Here is a 22666-nt window from a genome sequence, read left to right on the forward strand (position 1 = left end):
AAACATAAAAAGGCATCCATTTAAGGACACCCCGCAAATCCATTGCAACTATTCTTTATTCAAACTCAATCGTTCCCGGTGGTTTAGACGTAATATCATACATTACCCTATTTACCCCACGAACCTCATTAATAATCCTGCTCATTACCTTATTCAACACTTCAAAAGGAACTTCCGCCGCCTCTGCCGTCATGAAATCAATCGTATTCACAGCTCTTAAAACCACAGCGTAGTCATAAGTTCTTTCATCCCCCATGACCCCTACAGAACGCATGTTCGTTAAAGCTGCAAAATACTGCCCAATCGAACGATCCAAACCAGCATTAGCAATCTCTTCACGATAAATCGCATCTGCTTCCTGCACGATCTTCACTTTTTCTTCTGTTACCTCACCAATGATACGAATACCAAGACCAGGTCCAGGGAAAGGTTGTCTAAACACTAGATATTCCGGAATTCCTAACTCCAATCCCACTTTACGCACTTCATCCTTAAACAAATCACGAAGTGGTTCAATAATCTCTTTAAAATCAACATAATCAGGCAATCCACCTACATTATGATGTGATTTAATCACGGCAGACTCTCCGCCCAATCCACTTTCTACTACATCAGGATAAATCGTTCCCTGCACTAAGAAATCCACTGTTCCGATTTTCTTCGCTTCTTCTTCAAAAACACGAATAAACTCTTCACCAATAATCTTTCTTTTTGCCTCCGGTTCAATCACCCCTTCAAGCTTATGATAATACCTTTCCTGTGCATTGACACGAATGAAGTTCAACTCATAATTTCCGTCAGGACCAAATACCGCTTCCACTTCATCCCCTTCATTCTTACGAAGCAATCCATGATCAACAAACACACAAGTCAATTGATTACCAATCGCCTTTGACAGTAAAACAGCTGCAACCGATGAATCCACTCCACCAGATAATGCACATAATACTTTACCATCTCCGACTTTTTCTCTAATGTCTTTGATCGCCTCTTCAACAAAAGAATCCATGCGCCAATCACCATGACATCCACATACATTCAAAACGAAATTAGAAAGCATTTTCGTCCCTTCTTTTGTGTGCAGTACTTCCGGATGGAATTGAATAGCGTACAATCCACGTTCCTCGTCTTCACAAGCCGCTACCGGACAATCCGGTGTCGTTGCCGCAATTTTAAATCCCGGTGCCACTTTAGAAATATAATCAAAATGACTCATCCAGCAAATACTGTTTTTAGCGACATCAGAAAACAATACTGAATTATTATCAACCGTTAATTCTGATTTTCCATATTCTCTTACACTCGCACGCTCTACTTTACCGCCTAAAACATGCTGCATCAATTGTGCACCATAACATAGCCCCAACACGGGAATACCTAATTCAAATAATTCTTTTGAATATGTCGGTGAATCCTCTTCATAGCAGCTATTAGGTCCGCCGGTTAAAATAATTCCTTTAGGATGCATTGACTTGATTTTTTCAATATCCACTTTATACGAATAGATTTCACAATATACATTGCTTTCACGCACACGACGCGCAATCAGCTGATTATACTGTCCACCAAAGTCAATAACGATGACTAATTCTCTTTTCACTCATGCCCCTCCTTAAAATACTTCTTTCAATATAATTGTCTGCAAACGATCCGGTCCAACTGAGAAAATCTGAATCGGACAATGAATCAATTCTTCGATACGTCTTAAATAATTCTGACAAGCAACAGGCAATTCTGCAAAACTTCTCACCTGTGTAATGTCTTCTTTCCAGCCCGGCATCTCTTCATAAATCGGCTGTACTCTTTCTAATTCTGAAATAGTAGACGGCAGTGCATGAATAATCTTTCCATCTAATGAGTAAGCCGTACAAATTTTCAATGTTTCTAAACCGGTTAATACATCTAAAAGCATTAACGAAACACCGGTTAATCCGCTCATACGTCTTGACTGATTCACTACCACTGCATCAAACCAACCAATTCTTCTTGGTCGTTTAGTGACTGTCCCATATTCATGTCCGGCTTCACGGATAAAATGAGCCAATTCTCCATCAATTTCCGTTGGAAATGCTCCCGCTCCTACTCTTGTCGTGTAAGCTTTAATAATTCCGATAGCGGTTTGAATATTTGTCGGGCCTATCCCTGCTCCTTCACATACGCCGTTAGCCCCCGGATGAGAAGAGGTAACAAAAGGATAGGTTCCATAATCAATATCCAACATCGTTCCCTGAGCTCCTTCAAATAATACTTTTTTATTTTCGCGAAAAGCTTCATCTAATACTAAGCCCGTATCTGTTACCATCGGTTTGATGATTTTCGCATATTCTTTATATTCTTCAAAAATTTCTTCAACTGTAAAATTCAATTCTGGAAATTCTTGTTTCTTTAATGGTAATACTTCCTGTAATCTTTTTAAAAATAAAGCTTCATTGACAAACTCACCAATGCGAATTCCAATGCGGGCATATTTATCCACATAAGTCGGTCCGATTCCTTTTTTAGTCGTTCCAATGCTGTTTGCCCCTCGACGTTCTTCTTGAATACCATCGATTTCAATATGATAAGGTAAAGTTAAATGGGCACGATCTGAAATTAAAATATGATCCGTTTGAATTCCTGCTTCATTAAGATATTTCATTTCTTCTAGTAATGCTTTTGGATTAATGACCATTCCGTTTCCCAACACAACTGTTTTCGCATTGAATATTCCAGATGGAATCAATCTCAAAGCAAACTTTTTACCATTGAACTCAATCGTATGTCCGGCATTATTGCCCCCCTGATAACGTACTACATAATCTGCTTGTTGAGATAAATAATCGGTAATCTTTCCTTTACCTTCATCTCCCCATTGACTTCCTACTACTACAACTCCAGCCATATAACTCATCCTTTCGTTCATTGCTTGACCAAAATACAAATTCATTATATTATACTTATAACCATAAGTAAAATTAATAAATAGCATTTTTGATATAAGGAGCACTAATATGAATATCAAATTAGAACAATATAAAATTTTTAATGAAGCCGCTGCTACTCAATCCTTCTCTATCGCTTCCCGAAATCTTTATATAACGCAGTCCGCTGTCTCACAAGCCATTAATGCTTTGGAAAAAGAACTTCAAACCCAACTGTTCATTCGTCACCCAAAAGGTGTCACCTTAACCAATGAAGGAATGCTGCTTTATCAAAATATTAATGAAGCGCTGTCGATTATTACCAGTGCGGAAAATCAACTAGTGAACTACCAAACCTTAAATGAAGGGGAACTATCCATCGGTGCCGGAGATACACTGAGCAAGCACTTTGTCCTACCTTATATTACTCAGTTTCACGAATTATATCCGGGCGTAAATATTAAAGTGGTCAATCGTACCAGCATGGAGACGATCGATCTCTTAAAAAGCGGACAAATTGATCTTGGTTTTCTTAATATGCCCATTCATGAAGAAACGATCGAAGTCAAACCCTGCTTACAAATTCACGATATTTTTGTTTCCCATTATCCGGATCAAAAAGTGTATACTTATAAAGAACTTGCACAGCTTCCTTTAATTATGTTAGAAACTACGGCAAATTCCAGACGTTATGTCGATAATATTTTTGCCAAAGAAGGGGTTTTGCTGAATCCTAATATTGAGCTAGGTGCCCACGATCTTTTAATTGATTTTGTCACCAGTAATTTGGGAATTGCTTGTGTCACACAAGAATTTGTCAGACAGGCAATAGAAGATCAAGAGGTCCACCCGGTCACCATTGATCCCCCGATCAAAGCGCGGCATATCGGTTATGCCTATTTAAAACGACGCACGCTTAGTCCTGCCTGTCTGAAATTTATCGAACTGATACAAGGTCAATTGGATATTTAATCCTTTGATCTTGTATTTTTCTTTAAAAAGCGATAAAGATTAGCGACAATACGGGATTCAATACGAGCATAAGAAAGGGCTGCATCCTTCAAAGCCGCTACCTCAAATGCCTCAGTGATATCTCCATAATGAATCGTCACCGAGATAATATCTCCTAATCGATGCTTTGACTTGCTTATCTCTAATCTCATCGCTGTTTTAGAGTGAGAATAGTGTTTACCTAACCGCAATGTTTCCGGTAACCGAAAATCATCTTTATACTCAATATGATATGGGGGCATGATCGCAAATAAGGCTTCATTTAAGCTTTCTTCTTTAACGATATATTCTTTTAAACGTTCTTCAATAATATGTTTTACTGAAGCAACATAATGATCCGCCTCTGTTTGGCTTTTCGCTTTCACAGCTAAGCGTACACGACAATGATCCTCGGAAGCATATAAAGCAATAGACACCTCTTTTTGGTTATCCACAATATCTTTTAATTTTTGTGCCATATCACTTTCACCAATCATCATCGTATTAATATTATACGTATAAATCTTATCTTCTCGATAGTGTTCCAAATAAGGAAGTAAGGCATGGTTTAACACATAACGCATCTCTTTAGGGGGTCCCGGCAAGTTAGCGATACGTTTTTGACCATTACTCATGACACAACCGTTTGCAGTTCCCACATCATTTTCCAATATATAAGCGCCTTGGGGATAATACGCCTGTTTATAGTTGGTTTTTGGGATCTGATCACTCCCCATTAAAAAACTGCATTTATCAAAGACTTTCTTTGCCTCTTCTTCTCTAAACTCCATCTTTAACCCTAAATACTCTGCTGAAAGTTCTTTCGTCAGATCATCTGCTGTCGGACCTAATCCACCTGTAGTAATCACCATATCTGCTCCACGTAAAAAGGCAGTTTCCAAACATTCTTTAAAACGTTCAGGATTATCTCCCACAACGGTCTGATAAAAAATCGAAAAACCTAATTCACGACAGACTTTTTGAATTTCTGTAGCGTTTGTATTGACGATCTCCCCTAATAACAATTCTGTTCCAACATTGATGATTTCAATCTTCATAAAAACCTCCTATCAAAAAAAGTAGCAATCCTGCTACTAAGATATTTTTCCTAAACCAATCACCATGATCCCGCCTAAAAGCAATGCAATCATTGAAGTGAGAATCACAGAAACATTATAAGTGGCTGAAAAAGGAATCAGCACTAATGATGACGCCACGATCAGACCTAAAATCAGACTTAATGTTCCGCGATGATATTTTTTAAGGAAATAACCACATAATTTTGCGCTGATCAAAATACCAAGAATAATCCCTACTCCCATGAAACCTAATGGAATCAAAATATCCATTGAAAAGCTCGTAATATTCGCTAAATAAGACTTAAACAGATAATACTCTCCTAAGATCAACAATACCATCGATCCACTGACTCCCGGCATCAGCATCGTCCCTCCGGCAATCGCTCCAATCATGATCATCTTTAAAAGTAATCCGATTGAGATTGCAGGAAGTACCGGATTAACCGCAGCCTCCCCTTTACCGGGATTTAAGAATTCTAAACCAAGGATAATCCCCATCCCCACTATGAAAGGAAGCAGACTCAGTCTTTCCCCTTTCATTTCTGATTTTAAGAATAAGGGAATACTGAACGCAATAAGTCCAATAAACCAGTACATCGTTTGGGTTGGATAATGATTAAACAAGAACTCAATGACTTTAGCGAATCCAACAAGTCCAATCACGGCCCCTACTAATACTTGTGCTAAGAAAATAATAGCTTCCATTCTTTTTTTATTATCTTTTGATACCAAATCAGAAATGCTATCCATTACTTTATTAAAAATACCTAAAACCACCATCATGGTTCCGCCACTGACACCCGGAATAATATTTGCAACGCCAACAGCGATCCCGCCGATTAATGTTTTGATCATAAACTCACCTTACCTTTACAAGTTATGATTATACATAAATTTCTGATTTTATTCAATAAAAAAGGAGCAGTAAGAAATTCTTACTACTCACAGTTTTCAAATTGTGAATTATATAGTGAAGCATAGAAACCATCTCTTGCCAATAATTCTTCATGATCACCAACTTCAACGATATCACCATCACGCATCACTAAGATAACATCCGCATCTCTGATCGTCGATAAACGATGAGCAATAACAAAGCTTGTTCTGCCTTCCATCAAACGATCCATCCCTTCTTGGATTAATACTTCTGTACGAGTATCGACTGAACTTGTTGCTTCATCCAAAATTAAGATTTTCGGATCGGTTAAGAACGCTCTGGCAATGGTCAGCAATTGTTTTTGACCCTGTGAAACGTTGTTTGATTCTTCGTTAATCACTGTATCATACCCATGATCCAAAGTTCTGATGAAATGATCGACATTGGCAACTTTGGCCGCTTCGATCACTTCTTCATCGGTAGCATCCTGTTTACCATACTTTAAGTTTTCTTTGATAGTCCCATTAAACAGCCATGCATCTTGAAGTACCATTCCAAATAAACTTCTTAAATCTTTACGTGTATATTCTTTGATATCGTGTCCATCGATCATGATAGACCCTGAATTCAATTCATAGAAACGCATCAATAACTTAACGATAGTTGTTTTTCCGGCTCCGGTAGGTCCGACAATCGCTACCTTTTGTCCGGAATGAATGTGCATATTGAAATCGTTAATGATGATTTTATCTTCAAAGTATCCGAAATGAACATTAGCAAACGTAACAGATCCTTTAATGGTGCTTTCACCGTTTTGATCGACTACAGCTACCGGATTTGGTGTATCCGGTGTCATTTCTTCTTCAGCTAAGAATTCAAATACACGTTCAGCGGCGGCGGCTGTGGACTGCAATACGTTCATGATTTGAGCCACTTGTCCGATTGGCTGATTGAATGAACGTACATATTGGATAAATGCTTGAATATCCCCAATCGCAATCGTTCCTTGAGATGCCAACCATCCCCCTAATAAACAGACACCTACATATCCTAAGTTACCAACAAAGTTAGTAATTGGATGCATCATACTTGATAAAAACTGAGACTTCCAAGCTGATTTATACAAGTTCCCGTTATGCACAGCAAATTCTTCAATAGAGGCTTCTTCACCATTAAAAGCCTTTACAACATCATGTCCGCCATACATTTCTTCGATATGACCGTTAACATCCCCTAAGTAAGCTTGCTGCTGCTTAAAGTATTTTTGTGATCTTTTGGTAATCTGCATCATCAATACCGCGGAAATTGGCAATACCATTACCGCAAGCAATGTCATTTCCCAACTGATACTGAGCATCATAATGAAGATTCCGACTACTGTTGCAACAGAAGTAATAATCTGTGACATACTCTGGTTCAACGATTGAGCGATTGTATCAATATCATTGGTTACACGGCTCAATACTTCCCCATGTGTTTTTGTATCGAAATATTTTAATGGCATACGATCCATCTTTTCTGACAATTCTTTACGCATGTTGTAGGAAATGCTCTGAGAGACTCCGGTCATGATAAATCCTTGAATATAAGAGAAGATCGCACTAATGGCGTATAACGCAATTAATAATAGAATAATATTCCAAATGGCATCAAAATCAATGCCTCCAGTTCCCATGACTTTTGCCATGATTCCCTCAGATAATTTTGTTGTTGCCTGTCCTAGAATCTTTGGTCCGATAATCGCAAAAACCGTTGATCCCACTGCAAAAATAATAACAATAAATATTTTAAGATAGAAGGGCTTTAGATAATTAAATAAATTTTTCATCGTCCCTTTAAAGTTTTTTGCTTTTTCACCCGGTCCATGACCACGACCTCCTGGTCCCATTGCCATTGGTCGACGAGGTGCACTTTTTTGCTGATTACTCATTACCTAGTTCCTCCTTTGACAATTGTGATAAGGCGATTTCTTGGTAAACTGAACAGTTCTTCATTAACTCATCATGTGTTCCGATTCCGGCAATCTTTCCTTCATCTAAAACGACAATCTGATCTGCGCTCATAATCGAACTGATTCTTTGTCCAACTAATAATACAGTACTTTTAGTTTTCTGACATAGTTCATTCAAAGCTTTTCTTAATGCCGCATCGGTCTTGAAATCTAATGCAGAGAAACTATCATCAAAAATATAAATTTCCGGATTTTTCGCAATGGCTCTGGCAATCGATAAACGTTGCTTTTGTCCACCGGAAACGTTAGTTCCGCCTTGGGCTATCGGCGTTTCATACTTTTCTTCTTTAGAAGCAATGAATTCCGTTGCCTGTGCAATATCACTGATAACATCTAATTCTTCATCTGTTGCATTTGGATTCCCATAACGAATATTAGAACCGATTGTTCCAGAGAATAATACTCCGGTTTGAGGCACCAGACCAATTTTTTCACGTAAATCATGCTGTGTCACATCTTTTACATTAATACCGTCAATCAGTACTTCTCCTTCTGTGGCATCATAGAAACGCGGTACCAACTGAATCAAAGTAGATTTTCCTGACCCTGTACTTCCAATAAAGGCCGTTGTTTCTCCCGGCTTAGCAGTAAAACTAATATTACTTAAGACATGTTCAGCCGCATCCGGATAAGAGAAGCTGACATTTCTAAATTCAACATATCCTTTTTTATTTTCATCAAAGTGTTTTGGATCTTTAGGGTCTTCGATAGAAGGTTCCATTTCCAATACTTCATTTACACGCTTAGCCGCCACAGCAGCTCTTGGGATCATAATCATAATCATTGAGATCATAACAAATGACATAATGATCTGCATTGAATACTGCATGAATGCCATCATATCCCCAATAGCCAACGTTCCTAAATCAATTTGCTTAGCACCAAACCAAACAATAGCTAAAGAAACACAGTTCATTACTAACATCATGATTGGCATTACGGTATTCATGACACGATTGACAAACAAATTGACTTTCCATGTATTTTTATTTGCTTCATCAAAACGTTCTTCTGCATGTTTTTCATTTCCGAATGCACGAATAACAAGCATTCCAGATAAATTTTCTCTCATCACTAAGTTTAATTTATCGACTAATTTTTGAACAACCGCAAATTTTGGCAAGACGATCATAAATGTTGTGATAATTACTCCAAATAAAATGACGAGAACCACTCCGATGATCCATGCCATCGAATTGGCACTGTTCAATACTTTAATCAATGCTCCAAAACCAATGATTGGAGAATAAACAATGATTCTCAAACACATCACAACGACCATTTGAATCTGTTGGATATCATTGGTTGTACGAGTAATCAGTGAAGCCGTCGAAAATTTATTGAATTCGGTTGTCGAGAAATGCTGTACTTTATTAAAAACATCTTGTCTTAATTTTCTCGAAACCCCTGCACCGATACGTGATGAGAAGAATCCGACTGTAATTGCAGCAATAGATCCCAGCAAAGCAATTCCTAACATCATCGCTCCAATTTTAATAATATAATTGTTTTGAATAGTATCGGTATCTCTGCCTAACGCTTCATATTCTGTCTTAACGCCATTACTAGCCGCAATGGTCATTGATGATTCTCCTAGTGTATCGAACTTTTCGTCAATACCTTCTGTCATTGATGCCAATTGTTCTTTTGGCATCATTTCGATCGCCTGAGCAATCGTCACCCCTTCGGGTAATTGAGCCAGCATCTGTTCTGCCTGCTCTGAAGTTTGTATTCCGGTCGCCAATAATAATGGTTTTACCATGATATGATTTAAGGCCGTACGGTCTGCTTTATCATTTAAGACATAAATATCTTTATCTTTAGCGTCTGGATATTTTTTCAAGGTTGCTTCATCAATATTCTGACTTTCCACCAATGTGTAGTGTTCATCTAAAGTTTTCTGATCTTCCTCAGACATAAATACTTTCATCAGATCATAAGTGTCTTTTGAACATACATCCATGACAGCGTCTTCGAAGCCCCCGGCTTGAATCCCATTAGTAATTATCTTAGACATGTAATCCGGCAATGCCAATTCAGTTTGTGCCTGAACATAAAGCAATCCGATTACAATTAAGATGGATACGATAAATGGTTTCAAATATCTTCTTAACTTTATCATCCTTATTCCTTTCCTTTCATATCAATTTTTTCAATGTTTTCATTCATTCGCTGTATCGAAGAAATAAATGTTTTCACTTCATCTTCGCTAAAACCATCAAATGCATGTTTTGCGACATAGCCAAATGCTTCATAACACTCTTTGATAATGCGAACACCATCATCGGTTATACTGACCTTCTGGATTCTTTTATCGTTTACATCCGTTTCACGTTTCACATATTCCAGTTTCTCTAATCGCTGTAAACGAACAGTCAATGTTGCCGGCTTAATGCGCATTCTGCGAGCGATATCTTTTTGTGTCAGCGGTCCATGCTTTTCTATGACATGCAGTAAGATCGGCGCTTCCGCCGATACTGGAAGATTTGCCATTTGACGTGTTAAACTATGGAACAACTGATGCGTCATCATACCAAATTGCTGTAAAGTCGTGATATAACCATATTCTTCCACTCTGTCACCTCCTAAATAGTTAGCTATACTAACTATTGTATTCTTATTATAGTTAGTACCCTAACTAATGTCAACCATTATTATCCAAATCTTTTTCAGTCAATTTTTCTTTTCATATCGACTATCATTGATAGTTCACATATTACATTGATCTTTGCTTTCCTTTTGAGATTGCTCTCTATCTATATCATAATCAACATTTTTGATTTATACTATCATCAATCGTCGTTTATAGTGTTGTCTAAACAACAGCAACTTATTTATTTGTTGATTATCACAGCCATGATCACCTAATGCTCATAAAAATTATATGTTTATATGAGCTTTGTCTCTATGGACTGCTTATCTTCTATCTTATTCTATTTGTATAAATCGGTGACAAAAAAAACAAACCCATTTGCATCAGCCTTCAACCGTTGAATTTACAGTTCCAACTTTAAAGGGATACTTAATTCGTTTGCTTTTTTCATTATCTTATTTGTCCGTCACCAAAAATAACGTAACGATAAGTCGTCATTTGCTGTAAGCCTAAAGGTCCGCGAGCATGTAGCTTTTGGGTGCTGATTCCTAATTCCAAGCCAAAACCAAATTCTCCTCCATCACTAAAACGAGTAGAAGCATTGACATAGACACAGGCAGAATCAATATGATCAATAAAGTATTGAGCACGAGTTTCATCTTGAGTCATGATCGTTTCCGAATGTCCAGTTGAATAATGCTGAATATGATCAATCGCCTCCTCGATAGAATCCACTATCTTTAAATTAAGAATATAATCATTATATTCTATTGCATAATCTTCAATCTGAATCGGTTCGACATCAATAAATTGAGCGATACGTGCATCTCCCTTTAATGTTACATTTGCTTCTTTCATTGCCGGTTTTAACACCTTCAAAAATACATCCGCTACTTTCGCATGAACAAGCAGTGTTTCAATAGCGTTGCAGACGGACGGTCTGGAGGCTTTCGCATTGACTGCTACTTTTACCGCTTGCTCAAGATTGGCACACTTATCTACATACTGATGACAGATTCCCGCACCTGTTTCAATCACCGGTACAGTTGCGTTCTTAACAACAAACTCGATCAATCCTTTTCCTCCGCGAGGCACTGCCACATCAATAAATTCATGACTTTGGATTAATTCTAATACTTGACTTGAGGAGTCCATTAGCATCACCGCACGCTCATCTACGATTCCTCTCATGGCTTCATGGATCAAAGCGACCAATACTTGATTAGTGCAGCGTGCTTCTTTTCCTCCCTTTAATACACAGGCATTACCGCTTTTCATACATAAGCAGGCAACATCTATCGTGACATTAGGGCGTGATTCATAAATGATTGCCATGACACCTAGTGGAATGCTTAATTTCTTAATCCGTAATCCATTAGGACGTTGGATGCTTTCTAATTCACGATGTAAAGGATCTTTTTGTTGAATGACAATCTCTACTTGTTTTGCCATAGATTCAATCTTTTCATGAGTCAAAGTTAGCCGTTCTTTCATTGCACTGCTTAACGTTTTTGCCTGAACGATATCTTTCTGGTTAGCAGTTAAAATCGCTTCTTTTTGCTCAATCAATAATCGAGCAATATTTTTTAATAGTTGATTTCTTTTCTCTTCTGTCAAAAGTGCCAATTCCTTAGAAGCCGTTTTGACAGCTTTTAACTGTTCCTGCAATCTCATATTATTCCCCCTTAAACCAAGTTCCCACACACACGCCATCAGCTAATTCATGTAATCGATGAATCTCTTGTCCGTTCATAATCACCATATGACAATGGTTCGCTGTGGCATAACGAGCGGCATTTATTTTCGTTGCCATTCCTCCGGTTCCTAAAGCCGTTTGCTTATCTTCTATCATCTGTAAGATTTCTTCATCTATATGTTCTACTGTTGAGACTAATTTAGCATCTGCATGAAGATTAGGATTCTTATCATATAGTCCATCGATATCACTGATTAAAATCAATAAGTCAGCAGGCATGATCGGTACCAGTAAAGAAGCTAATGTATCATTATCCCCTACCTTTATTTCCTCGACTGCCAAAGCATCATTTTCATTAATAATTGGGATGACCTCCATCTCAAACAGAGCATGCAAAGTTTGTCGCAGATGTTCTAAACGTTCCCCCTCTTTAAAATCATCATGATTTAGCAATATTTGTGCACAATTAAGTTTAAACATATTGAAGATGACTTCATAATGATGCATCAAATGTGTTTGACCAATTGCCGCCAACGCTTGCTTTTTTTCAACTTCTTCCGGTTTTTCAGATAGTTTAACAACACCCATTCCGGCAGCAATCGCACCTGAAGTTACCAGCAATACTTGTTTGTTTTTCTTTTTCAGCAAAGCAATCTGCTGAACTAATAATAAAACCTTCTCTAAATCAAGAACCCCATTATGATTACATAATGAGGAACTCCCTACTTTTATAATAATGCGTTCGATCTTTTCCATATTTTCTCCCCTAAATCTTGAAAAGTTCATGTGAATTTGGCTCTCGTGTCTGATCACGTAATTCTAAATAAAAGATAGAAATTGCCTGATAAAAACGAACCTGATATGAAGTAATCATCAGCAGCATTGAGATAACCAAATACGTCGAAGTGCCGCCAATGGGTAAAAAACCACAGACAGACATCACTAAAAGTGACGAAGCAAAATAAGCTAAATAATTCGGTGTAAAACTTAACACTAAACGTATAAAATCTTTGATATGCCCGCTCATCATTTTAGCGGATTTAATCAATGCTTCATTCCATGCATAATCGTAGTCTTCAACAATGCACGGAACTAATATAAAGACGGCAGACAGATAAAAATAAACAATCACTCCTAACGCAATAAATAAAAGCACCCACCAAGAAAAATAATCGGTTAGGAAAAAACTAATCATATCAATACGAAAGCTATTTGAAAATAAAAGATAGATCAAATGATCAAAAACACGATAAAAGTGTTCTCCAGCCATATGATACAACATACCAAAAGCCGGCACCATGATCAGCAGCATTGCCCCTACTAAAATAATTTTTCTGACGATATAAGACGGAAAATATTTAGCGAACTGCTTGATTCCAATAAAAATATCACTAAAAGTAAACTCTGTTACTTCTCCATGATCCAACATCAATGCCATATGAATAAATCCATGTGATAACGTTACCAACAAAAACTCAATCGCTAACGACAAAAAGCCGCTGCTTGATAATTGAGCAAGCAGTGTCACACAATTTATCATGTAAAAAGCAGGGACTAATAGACGATAATAGCCATAAAACATCTCATTTGCTTTTTTTCTGATTGCTAAAACATCCATCTAATCCCTCCCCCTATGTATTATTTTTATGCTGTAAATTCTATTGTATATTCGTGATCGGTCAAGGTATCAATCAAAGTTGTAAGGACTTCTTTTGATTTCTCCTGTGCCTGTTCCAATAATCCTTTTGTCTCTAAATCCAATTCTTTTTCTTCTTTTAATACTTTTGTAAAGTCGACATAATCCTGAACACTGATCTGATTAAAAATATTTTTTGATTCATTAAACAGTTGAATACTTTTTTCATCAATCACATGACTGGTAATCGTCGCTTGCGGCAAAGTCACCGTAATTTTCTTTCCCTCTACTTTTACGTCCAATGCTTCTAAATCGATTCCCGCTTTAATAACCCCATCATAAGATAAAACAAATTCTTTTGTCGTTAACGGGATATTCCAACCGTTAAAGTCAATATTATTTTCAAACTTACCAATGTTGGTATATAAATATTCCAAAGTGGTTAATTCACTTGCTGAACGTAATTGCTGAGTAATCAGATCTGACGTAATCTTTGGTTTAGATTGTTTACCGCCAATAAAAGATCCAATCGTTAAAGAGATAGCTGCTACGATCACAACAAACACAACCTGCTTGATTGTCTTCATATATTTTTTCATTCTTCTACCCCCTAATGCTTATTTATTTGATTATACTATATTTTAAAGTAAAGTTTAATAAAAAATAGCTAAAGAATTAGCTATTTTGTCATTTTGGAGATTAATTGCACAATCTCATCAATCTTTTCATTTTCTTTACCGCTTTCAAAGGCTTCCTTCACACAATGATGAAGATGTCCTTTCAATACTTCCTGGTTAGCTTTTTGGACAAGCGACAAAATGGCTAAAAGCTGATTGGAAATATCGATGCAATAGCGATCTTCTTCAATCATCTTGATCACCCCATCAAGCTGTCCACGAGCCGTCTTTAAATACTGCAAGGTTTTCTTTTGATCCCCTTTCATTATTCAATACCTGTTACTTTATAACCCGCATCTTCCACTGCTTCTTTAATTTTTCCATCACTGATATCAGCACTTAGTTCCACACGCGCTAATTTATTATCTAAATCAACTTCTGCTGTCATACCGGGAATAGTATTTAATGCTTCATTTACTCTAGATTGACAATGTGCACACATCATTCCTTCAATATAAACTGTTTTTTTCATCTTTGTTTCCTCTTTTCTTTCTTTTGTTTCTATAGTGGTTGCTTTAAAAAATCTTAAACGTAGGGCATTCGTAACGACACATACAGAAGATAAACTCATTGCCAGTGCCCCAAACATAGGATTCAGTTTTAATTGGAACATTGGATAAAGTAATCCTGCCGCTAGTGGGATGCCAATACAATTATAGAAGAATGCCCAAAATAAATTCTGTTTGATATTACGAACGACTTTATTCGATAAAGCAATCGTTGTCACGACATCATTCAAATCGCTTTTCATTAAGATAACATCGGCTGAATCTATCGCAATGTCACTTCCGGCACCGATGGCAATGCCGACATCCGCACTGCTTAATGCCGGTGCATCGTTGATTCCATCTCCGACCATCGCTACAAAATGATGTTCTGCCTGAAGGGCTCTGATCTTCTTTTCCTTATCTTCCGGCATGGCTTCGGCGATGATTTCATCTAAATGCAGTTGATCTTTTAAAGCATTCGCACTTAACCGATTATCTCCGGTCAGCATCGTAATCTTAATACCTAAACGATGGAGTTCTTCGATTGCATGATAACTGCTTTCTTTAATATGATCAAAGACAGCTGTAATTCCGATCACTTCTGTTTCTTTCGCCACATACATCACTGTTTTTCCTGATTTCGCCAGTGATTCCGCTCTTTTTGTATATGCATTTTCATGAATACCTAACTGCTCCATTAAACGAATATTTCCTATTGAATAGGCAATTCCTTCAATCATCCCCGTAATTCCAAAGCCGGTTTTCGCTTCAAAATTAGTCACTTGCAAAACATTGACGCCAAACCTTTCGCCTTCTTCTTTAAACGCTGAAGCTAAAGGATGTTCCGAAGTTTTCTCCAAGGCAGTGACAATAGCCAACAATTCTTTTTTGGTTAACTGGTCTGATACGATATCACTCACTCTTGGTTTTCCTTCGGTAATGGTGCCTGTCTTATCCAAGACGATATGATCTACTTTATGTGCATTTTCTAATCCTGTGGCATTACGAATCAAAATACCATTCTCAGCGGCTTTTCCGGTTCCTACCATGATCGCTACCGGTGTTGCTAGTCCTAATGCACATGGACATGAAATAACCAAAACAGCAATCCCTATAGACAATGCGAAACTAAATGTTTTTCCAACAAGCAGCCAAACGATAAAGGCTACAACCGCAATGACCATGACAGTTGGCACAAAGATCGAAGACACTTTGTCTGCCAGACTTGCCATCGGTGCTTTCGAATTACTGGCTTCTTCTACCAAAGAAATAATCTTCGATAAAGTGGAATTTTCATTGGTTGTAGTCACCTTAAACTTGAATGCTCCTTGCTTATTCATCGTAGCACCAATGACTTTATCATCGACATGCTTTTCTACTGGCATGCTTTCTCCTGTCAGCATGGATTCATCGACATAACTGTCACCCTCAATCACAATTCCATCACTAGGAATACTCTGCCCCGGCTTCACTAAGACAATATCCCCGATCATTAAATCTTCAACCGGTACCATGACTTCTTGTCCGTCTTTAATGACGATTGCCTGTTTTGGACTAAGATCAATCAGCTTTGAAATCGCATCTGTCGTTTTACGTTTAGAGCGTGCTTCCAAATATTTCCCAAACGTAATGAGAGTTAAGATCATTCCTGCTGACTCGAAATAAAGATCATGGACAAAATGATTGTTCATGGCATTCATATCCATATGTCCGTAAGCAAACGCCATTTCATAAAAAACAAATAAACTGTAAACAAGCGATGCTCCCGATCCAATCGCAATCAAAGTATCCATATTAGGATGCCCTTTCCATAAAGAACGGAATCCTCTGATAAAATACTGACGATTTAAATAGACGATCGGCAATACTAATAAAAATTGTGTAAGTACGAGAATCAAAGCATTTTCATGACCGATTAGAAAAGATGGTACGGGATAAGTAAACATCACAGACATCGATACATACATCAGTAAGATCATAAAAACAAAAGAATAAATGACACGCTGTTTCATGTCTTTTAAATCGTCTTTGACTTCTGTTTTTTGAACAGTCCCTTTTTTACTATCCGGCTCCGCCCCATAACCTCCACTGGTCACGGCATTGATAATCTTGTTTTGATCCACTTTTGTCTCATCATAATCAACATTCATGGACTGACTTAGTAAATTGACTTCAACATGGCTGACTCCCTCAATCTTTTTTACGCTATTTTCAACAAAAGATGAACAGGCACTGCATGTCATCCCTGTAATACGATATTTTTCTTTCATAAAACTCCTTTCCACCCCTCCCTAGTAGGGGTACGATTATATCTTAACTTACTCTTTTTATATTTGCAAGAAAATTGCTTATAATATTTATTCAAATTATGAAAGCATTTTCATTTAAAAAGTGATATGATAATAGCATAATGATTGAATGTTAGGAGATAGACAAATGAAATTTTTAGTTTTGGACGTAGGAGGCTCTTTTATTAAGTTTGCCATCATTGATGAAAATGGGAAATTCTATAAAAAAGGAAAAACACCTACAGAGCATCGTCATGACAAGGATAAATTTTTAGATATCCTAGAAAACATCTATAAGGAAAATAAGGAAGAGGGATTATCGGGGATTGCTTTATCTGTTCCGGGTGCTGTTGACGTTGAAAAAGGCATCGTCTATAAAGGCGGAGGCGTTCCCTGCTTAGATAAAGTATGCGTCATCGAAGAACTTTCTAAACGTTGTGACGGAATAAAAGTCGCTGTTGAAAATGATGGAAAATCAGCTGGTTTAGCCGAAGTCTGGCTTGGGCACGCCAAAGATGTGCAAGATGCGATTGTGATGGTATTTGGCAGTGGCATTGGCGGAGCCATTATTAAAGATCGTAAGATTCATCGTGGAAATCGCCTGGTAGCTGGGGAAATCTCAAACTTAATCGTAGACTATACACGTCAAGATCTATTGGATGGAAAACCACTGATCATGAATTTATGGGCATTAAAAGCCTCTGCAGTGGCTTTGTCATTACGTGTTGGCAAAATGAAGGGAAAAGACTTTAAGGAATGTCCCGGAGAAAAAATATACGAATGGGCAGCCGATGGGGATGAACAATGTATTGAAGCTATTGAAGATATGTACTACAGCATTGCCATGCAGGCTTACAATTTCCAATATACCTATGATCCCGATATTATTTTATTAGGCGGCGGAATCAGCGAACAGCCAAGTTTCTTAACAGGGGTTCAAAAGTATGTGGATTTATTGTCTCAACATGAGCATCAATTCGCTAAGCCGGTGATTAAAGCGTGTAAATTCAATAACGATTCTAATCTTTTAGGAGCGCTGTACAATTTTATGCAGCTATATCATATTATCTAATTTAAGCCTGATCTCGTTCAGGCTTTTCTATTTGACTTTACTTCTTCTGACCATTAAGATATTAACTATAACAAAGGGAGGAATTAAAATGAAATGTCACTATTGCTTTAAAGATACCCAAAAGGAATATTGCAGTCAGGAATGTGAGCAAAAAGTGAAACTGTACGAACAAAAGCAAAGGAAAGGCATGCCTATCTTTGCAATCGTTGCCCTTATCGCTATTGGGATTGCTTTATTATGGGATTCCCCCTATCGAACAACGATCAGTCTGGTCCTCTTGGGACTGGATTTCATCTTCTTTCCTTTTACCAAAGCTTCAACGATCCGTCGTATAGGGATTCGAAAATCAATAATAACGGCTAGAATGATTGGTGGAATAGCTTTACTGGTTGGTATCGTTTCTTATTTTTTCCTCTAACTGCATTAGACTTCTAATGTGGTTTTTATATAAATCCAGTATAATAGTAAAAAAAGGAGTGAATGACATGTCATTTGATGTTGATAGCTATACACGCGAATATATCAATAAAACAAAGCATCATCTTTATATTTTGCCTGCCGCCCCCCTAAGAAGAGCAATCGCTCATTATACGATCACCTTTCCCGATTATCAATTACCGGTTTCAAATGAACCTACTTTACAGCTGATTCCCGATGTCAGCGGCTGTTTCGTATTCGACTTTCCCAAGTCACGAATCAAAGTATGGGGACCCACCACAAAAGTTGTCAGTGTCGCTAATGACCTCAATACTTATCCTTGTCGTTTCTTTGTTGAATTTCTGCCAGGCGGATTATACCAAATCTTCGGCAGATCGATTCGGGAAATGGTCGATCAGGAATATGAACTCAAAGAACTCAATCCCCCTCTCTACGATCAAATTCAGTCGCAATTATTAAAGATTTCTACTTTTGATGAGTTGGTTGATTTGATGGATGAACTCTTATGTCAAGAAATCAAAAAATATCCTATTAAATCCCCTATCCTAGATCAAATTGAGCATATCTATTCTCAACATAGCATACAACGTACAACAGATATCGCACAAAAATTAGGTATGAGCGAACGCCAAGTTAACCGTTGTTTTAATAAATATATTGGGATGAGCGTCAAAAAATTTTCAAAGATTGTCACCATCAATCACCTCATTCAAGATATGAGTCATAAAAATCTTATGGATATTACCTTTGACTATGCTTATTTTGACCAAGCACATTTCAATCATGTCTTTAAAGAAATATGTGAGACGACTCCTACGGACTATATTAAAAACTTGTCTGATTTTTACAATGAAATTTATAAATTCTAATTATAATGGGGAATAAGGAGGATGGGTTACATGGTAGAATCAAGATGTGGAATTTTATGTAATGAATGTCATTATAAAGAAGAAGTGGGATGTTTAGGATGTGTTCATATCAAAAAACCATTTTGGGGTGAAGAATGCATCATTAAAACTTGTTGTGAGAAAAAAGGATATGAACACTGTGGCGAATGCGAAGCTTTTCCTTGTGATCAGTTGAATGCATTTGCCTATGATAAAAAGCAAGGGGATAACGGGAAAATAATCCACCAATGCAAGATGTGGAAAGCATGCCCAAAATAAACACTACATACGATGTTAACAATAAAAAAGAATCTCTAACTATTCATGAGTTCATTGCTTATATCTTAAAGATATAGGCTTTTATTTTTTTATATATGAATGACAAATGCAATAGAAGTCGATAAAACAATTCCAAAACAAATAAATCTTAACAACAAACAAAAAAGACATTGATTAAATCAACATATTTATTATAATAACTTTGTAAGATAAAAACACAGTCTGGTTGGTAGTCCAGACGTAGCGGAAGCTATCAGTAACCTGCCTCCTTGGTTGTCCCTTCTTATTCATACATTTTAAGGAGGAACAAGAATGTCTGTTCAATCACAATTAACTGTCTTTTTTGATGATCCTTTTTGGATTGGTATTTATGAAATTCAATATGGCACTCAACATCAGATCTGTAAGATTCGATTCGGAAAAGAACCTACTGATCCGCAAATCTATCAGATGCTTTTAAAATCTTTTCATCAGTTTCATTTCACAGAACATGTCTCTAAAACCATAACACCAACTGTTAAGGTTAATCCTAAACGTAGACAACGTTTGGTCAGTAAACTCATGAATCAGCCTTCTATAGCTACCAAGGCTCAGCAGGTCTTGAAAACGGAGTATGAAAAAACACATCAGCTTAAAAAGCGGGAATCCAAACAGATGAAAGAAATACAAAAAGAGCAGTTATATCAAATGAGAAAACAAAAAAGAAAGGAAAAGCACAGAGGACATTAATCTCTCGCTTTTCTTTTCTTTTTTGGGAAAGGTATACTATTAAACGTTATTTCTTGCTATGATGAGATAAAGGGGGCATTATATATGAAAATATTATTTAGTGATGATTATATCATTGATGATAAAATGAGACCGGATCACGGGGGAATTTTGGTCTTAGGCGAAGACCGCATTCAGATCTATTCTAAAGATAACAGTGAAGAAGTATTATGCTTTACTTACGGACAAATCGTAACAATCACCATAGAAGTGCTAAGTGAGGTACGTAAAACAAGGGTTTTGGTTTTTGATATTGCTACCGGTACCCGTTTCCGTTTAAACTTAAATATCCAAACCACAACTCAGTTTTTTGAATTGCAGCCAGATCTTACTGTTGAAGAATTAAAGCAGCTATTTGATCGTTTCGATCAGCAAAAAGTAGTGATTCATGATCCTGTTCATCTTCGTAACTTTTATTTACAACCGCAAGGTTCTCTGCAGGCTTATGTCGCTAAACAATTATCTGAACTCTACCCATTTTAGTATTAAAACAAGACATAAACAAGTTGTCTTGTTTTTTTTATTTTCCTATATAAACAGAAGACTATATTTATACACTTGTCTAATTTTAAACAATGGTATATAATAATAGTGAACCCAAAGGAGAAACCATTTATGAAATATAATCCCTATCAAAAATTAACAATCGGTGCTGCTCGAACATTAACGGCATTACAAAAAGCAATGCTGTCACTGTTAGAAGCAAAATCCTTTGAAGACATTACAATTCAAGAACTCTGTGACAGCTCCATGCTTCCACGAGCTACTTTTTATAACTATTTTGATGACAAAAACGATTTACTGCATTACTGTTTTATGGTCTTTCAAAAGCAAATCGACCAAAACATCGCAAAAAATCTCACTACTCAAGACCATATCAGTACATTGATGGAAAACTGTTTTGATTTTCTTGATCAACATCAAAAAGTGCTTCAAGAAATCTTAAAGTATAATTCACCAAATCAATATTTTATTAATCAATTTCGTTTTTATTTAACCGCAAGCATGATCGAAGCCTTTAAAAATTGCCCTAAACAGAGTCATTATAAAGTTCCTGTGGAAATGGCGGCAAAAGTATATAGTGATGCTGTACTTACCCTATTAGAATGGAAGTATTTAGATAATAGGCAGTGTTCTAAAAAGGAAGCAAGAGCTTATCTTGGCATTATCGTAAACGGAATTACAGAGGAATCATAAAGAAAAGGAGAAATACAGATGATCTTTTATTTTAGCGGTACCGGAAACAGTCAGCGAGTTGCGCAAGAAATTGCAGACGTGACGAACGATGAACTGATTTCAATCCATCAATATCTTAAACTCAACCAATCCGGAAACTTTGAGTCAAATAAACCATGGGTCTTTGTCACTCCTACTTATGCATGGCGAATGCCAAAAGTGGTAGAGCGTTGGATTCAAGAGACTAGTTTCAATCATCAAACTAATGCTTACTTTGTTCTTACTTGTGCGGGAAGCACCGGCAACGCCATTAAATATGTCAAAAAAATATGTAAGGAAAAGAAGTGGAATTTTAAAGGACTAACCGAAATTATTATGCCGGAGAATTATCTCGCGATGTTCCCTACTCCCTCCGCTTCTGAATGTCAGGCTATATTGGAGAAAGCAAAACCCAGCATTCTAGCGACTGCACAACAAATTTTGAAAGGAGAATCTTTTAAAAATATTTCTCCTTCATTTAAAGGCAGATTATCCAGCGGTCCGGTTCATTCGCTTTATTACACTTTACTTGTTCATGATAGAGGTTTTAAAGTATCAAATCAATGTGTATCTTGTAAAAAGTGTGCCCAAAGATGCCCTCTCAACAACATTGAAATGAAAAATGGCAAACCGATTTGGAAAGGCAACTGCACTCATTGTATGGCTTGTATTAGCGGATGTCCGACAAAAGCCATCGACTATAAATCAAAGACAAAAGATCGCTACCACTATTATATAAAAAAGGACTAACGATTAAGAAAGGAAGTAAACC

At 37.0% G+C, this 22666-nt stretch carries 22 protein-coding genes; 9 read left to right on the forward strand and 13 right to left on the reverse strand.

Features of this window, described 5'->3' with window-relative positions; genetic code table 11:
• Positions 1-55: 55 nt before the first annotated feature.
• Positions 56-1600 (reverse strand): glutamine-hydrolyzing GMP synthase, encoded by a 1545-nt coding sequence (gene guaA / locus BN1225_RS09250; protein ID WP_041139508.1) that lies wholly within the window; start codon positions 1598-1600, stop codon positions 56-58.
• Between the two features lie 12 nt (positions 1601-1612).
• Positions 1613-2881 carry an adenylosuccinate synthase gene (locus BN1225_RS09255; protein WP_041139509.1) on the reverse strand — a complete coding sequence of 423 codons (1269 nt, stop codon included), beginning with the start codon at positions 2879-2881 and terminating at the stop codon, positions 1613-1615.
• Positions 2882-2990: 109 nt separating this feature from the next.
• On the opposite strand from BN1225_RS09255, the gene BN1225_RS09260 reads away from it, so the two are divergent.
• The gene (locus BN1225_RS09260; protein ID WP_041139510.1) at positions 2991-3872 is read left to right on the forward strand and encodes a LysR family transcriptional regulator; all 882 of its coding nucleotides are present in this window, start codon (positions 2991-2993) and stop codon (positions 3870-3872) included.
• Here BN1225_RS09260 and BN1225_RS09265 read toward each other — a convergent pair.
• The 11 genes from BN1225_RS09265 to BN1225_RS09315 form a co-directional block, all read right to left on the reverse strand.
• A complete protein-coding gene (locus BN1225_RS09265) occupies positions 3869-4948 on the reverse strand; it encodes a competence/damage-inducible protein A (RefSeq protein WP_041139511.1) in 1080 nt (359 codons plus the stop codon). The two genes, BN1225_RS09260 and BN1225_RS09265, sit on opposite strands and share 4 nt — an antisense overlap.
• 36 nt (positions 4949-4984) lie before the next feature.
• Positions 4985-5824 (reverse strand): DUF368 domain-containing protein, encoded by an 840-nt coding sequence (locus tag BN1225_RS09270; RefSeq protein ID WP_041139512.1) that lies wholly within the window; start codon positions 5822-5824, stop codon positions 4985-4987.
• 83 nt (positions 5825-5907) lie between these two features.
• Entirely contained in the window at positions 5908-7776 is a 1869-nt protein-coding gene (locus BN1225_RS09275) for an ABC transporter ATP-binding protein (protein WP_052466533.1), read from the reverse strand.
• Positions 7769-9979: an ABC transporter ATP-binding protein gene (locus BN1225_RS09280; RefSeq protein WP_041139513.1), complete on the reverse strand. Its 2211-nt coding sequence runs from the start codon at positions 9977-9979 to the stop codon at positions 7769-7771. The genes BN1225_RS09275 and BN1225_RS09280 overlap by 8 nt, the downstream gene beginning before the upstream one ends.
• 2 nt (positions 9980-9981) lie before the next feature.
• A complete protein-coding gene (locus BN1225_RS09285) occupies positions 9982-10431 on the reverse strand; it encodes a MarR family winged helix-turn-helix transcriptional regulator (RefSeq protein WP_041139514.1) in 450 nt (149 codons plus the stop codon).
• 469 nt (positions 10432-10900) lie between these two features.
• Entirely contained in the window at positions 10901-12124 is a 1224-nt protein-coding gene (locus BN1225_RS09290) for a glutamate-5-semialdehyde dehydrogenase (protein ID WP_041139515.1), read from the reverse strand.
• Between the two features lies 1 nt (position 12125).
• On the reverse strand, positions 12126-12902 hold the full coding sequence (gene proB, locus BN1225_RS09295) for a glutamate 5-kinase (RefSeq protein ID WP_041139694.1): 777 nt from the start codon (positions 12900-12902) through the stop codon (positions 12126-12128).
• Between the two features lie 10 nt (positions 12903-12912).
• Positions 12913-13764: a DUF975 family protein gene (locus tag BN1225_RS09300; RefSeq protein ID WP_041139516.1), complete on the reverse strand. Its 852-nt coding sequence runs from the start codon at positions 13762-13764 to the stop codon at positions 12913-12915.
• 26 nt (positions 13765-13790) lie between these two features.
• Positions 13791-14381, reverse strand: a complete 591-nt coding sequence (locus tag BN1225_RS09305; RefSeq protein ID WP_041139517.1) for a DUF4230 domain-containing protein — start codon at positions 14379-14381, stop codon at positions 13791-13793.
• Positions 14382-14461: 80 nt separating this feature from the next.
• Complete coding sequence (locus BN1225_RS09310; RefSeq protein WP_041139518.1) at positions 14462-14725, reverse strand: metal-sensing transcriptional repressor; 264 nt, start codon at positions 14723-14725, stop codon at positions 14462-14464.
• Positions 14725-17217 (reverse strand): heavy metal translocating P-type ATPase, encoded by a 2493-nt coding sequence (locus tag BN1225_RS09315; protein WP_041139519.1) that lies wholly within the window; start codon positions 17215-17217, stop codon positions 14725-14727. The genes BN1225_RS09310 and BN1225_RS09315 overlap by 1 nt, the downstream gene beginning before the upstream one ends.
• A 166-nt stretch (positions 17218-17383) precedes the next feature.
• Between BN1225_RS09315 and BN1225_RS09320 the strand changes: the two genes are divergently transcribed.
• The 8 genes from BN1225_RS09320 (at position 17384) to BN1225_RS09355 (ending at position 22644) form a co-directional block, all read left to right on the forward strand.
• A complete protein-coding gene (locus BN1225_RS09320) occupies positions 17384-18307 on the forward strand; it encodes an ROK family protein (protein ID WP_041139520.1) in 924 nt (307 codons plus the stop codon).
• 88 nt (positions 18308-18395) lie between these two features.
• On the forward strand, positions 18396-18725 hold the full coding sequence (locus BN1225_RS09325; protein WP_041139521.1) for a hypothetical protein: 330 nt from the start codon (positions 18396-18398) through the stop codon (positions 18723-18725).
• A 67-nt stretch (positions 18726-18792) separates the two neighbouring features.
• Positions 18793-19614, forward strand: coding sequence for a helix-turn-helix domain-containing protein (locus BN1225_RS09330; RefSeq protein ID WP_041139522.1), 822 nt, complete (start codon positions 18793-18795; stop codon positions 19612-19614).
• 30 nt (positions 19615-19644) lie between these two features.
• Positions 19645-19911: a DUF3795 domain-containing protein gene (locus BN1225_RS09335; protein ID WP_041139523.1), complete on the forward strand. Its 267-nt coding sequence runs from the start codon at positions 19645-19647 to the stop codon at positions 19909-19911.
• 312 nt (positions 19912-20223) lie between these two features.
• Entirely contained in the window at positions 20224-20640 is a 417-nt protein-coding gene (locus tag BN1225_RS09340) for a YjdF family protein (RefSeq protein WP_041139524.1), read from the forward strand.
• An 84-nt stretch (positions 20641-20724) separates the two neighbouring features.
• Positions 20725-21162: a hypothetical protein gene (locus tag BN1225_RS09345; RefSeq protein WP_041139525.1), complete on the forward strand. Its 438-nt coding sequence runs from the start codon at positions 20725-20727 to the stop codon at positions 21160-21162.
• Positions 21163-21294: 132 nt separating this feature from the next.
• Positions 21295-21876 (forward strand): TetR/AcrR family transcriptional regulator, encoded by a 582-nt coding sequence (locus tag BN1225_RS09350; RefSeq protein WP_041139526.1) that lies wholly within the window; start codon positions 21295-21297, stop codon positions 21874-21876.
• A gap of 18 nt (positions 21877-21894) precedes the next feature.
• Complete coding sequence (locus BN1225_RS09355; RefSeq protein ID WP_041139527.1) at positions 21895-22644, forward strand: EFR1 family ferrodoxin; 750 nt, start codon at positions 21895-21897, stop codon at positions 22642-22644.
• Positions 22645-22666 lie beyond the last annotated feature (22 nt).

The organism is Beduini massiliensis (assembly GCF_000829905.1).
GTDB classification, from domain to species: domain Bacteria; phylum Bacillota_I; class Bacilli_A; order Erysipelotrichales; family Coprobacillaceae; genus Beduini; species Beduini massiliensis.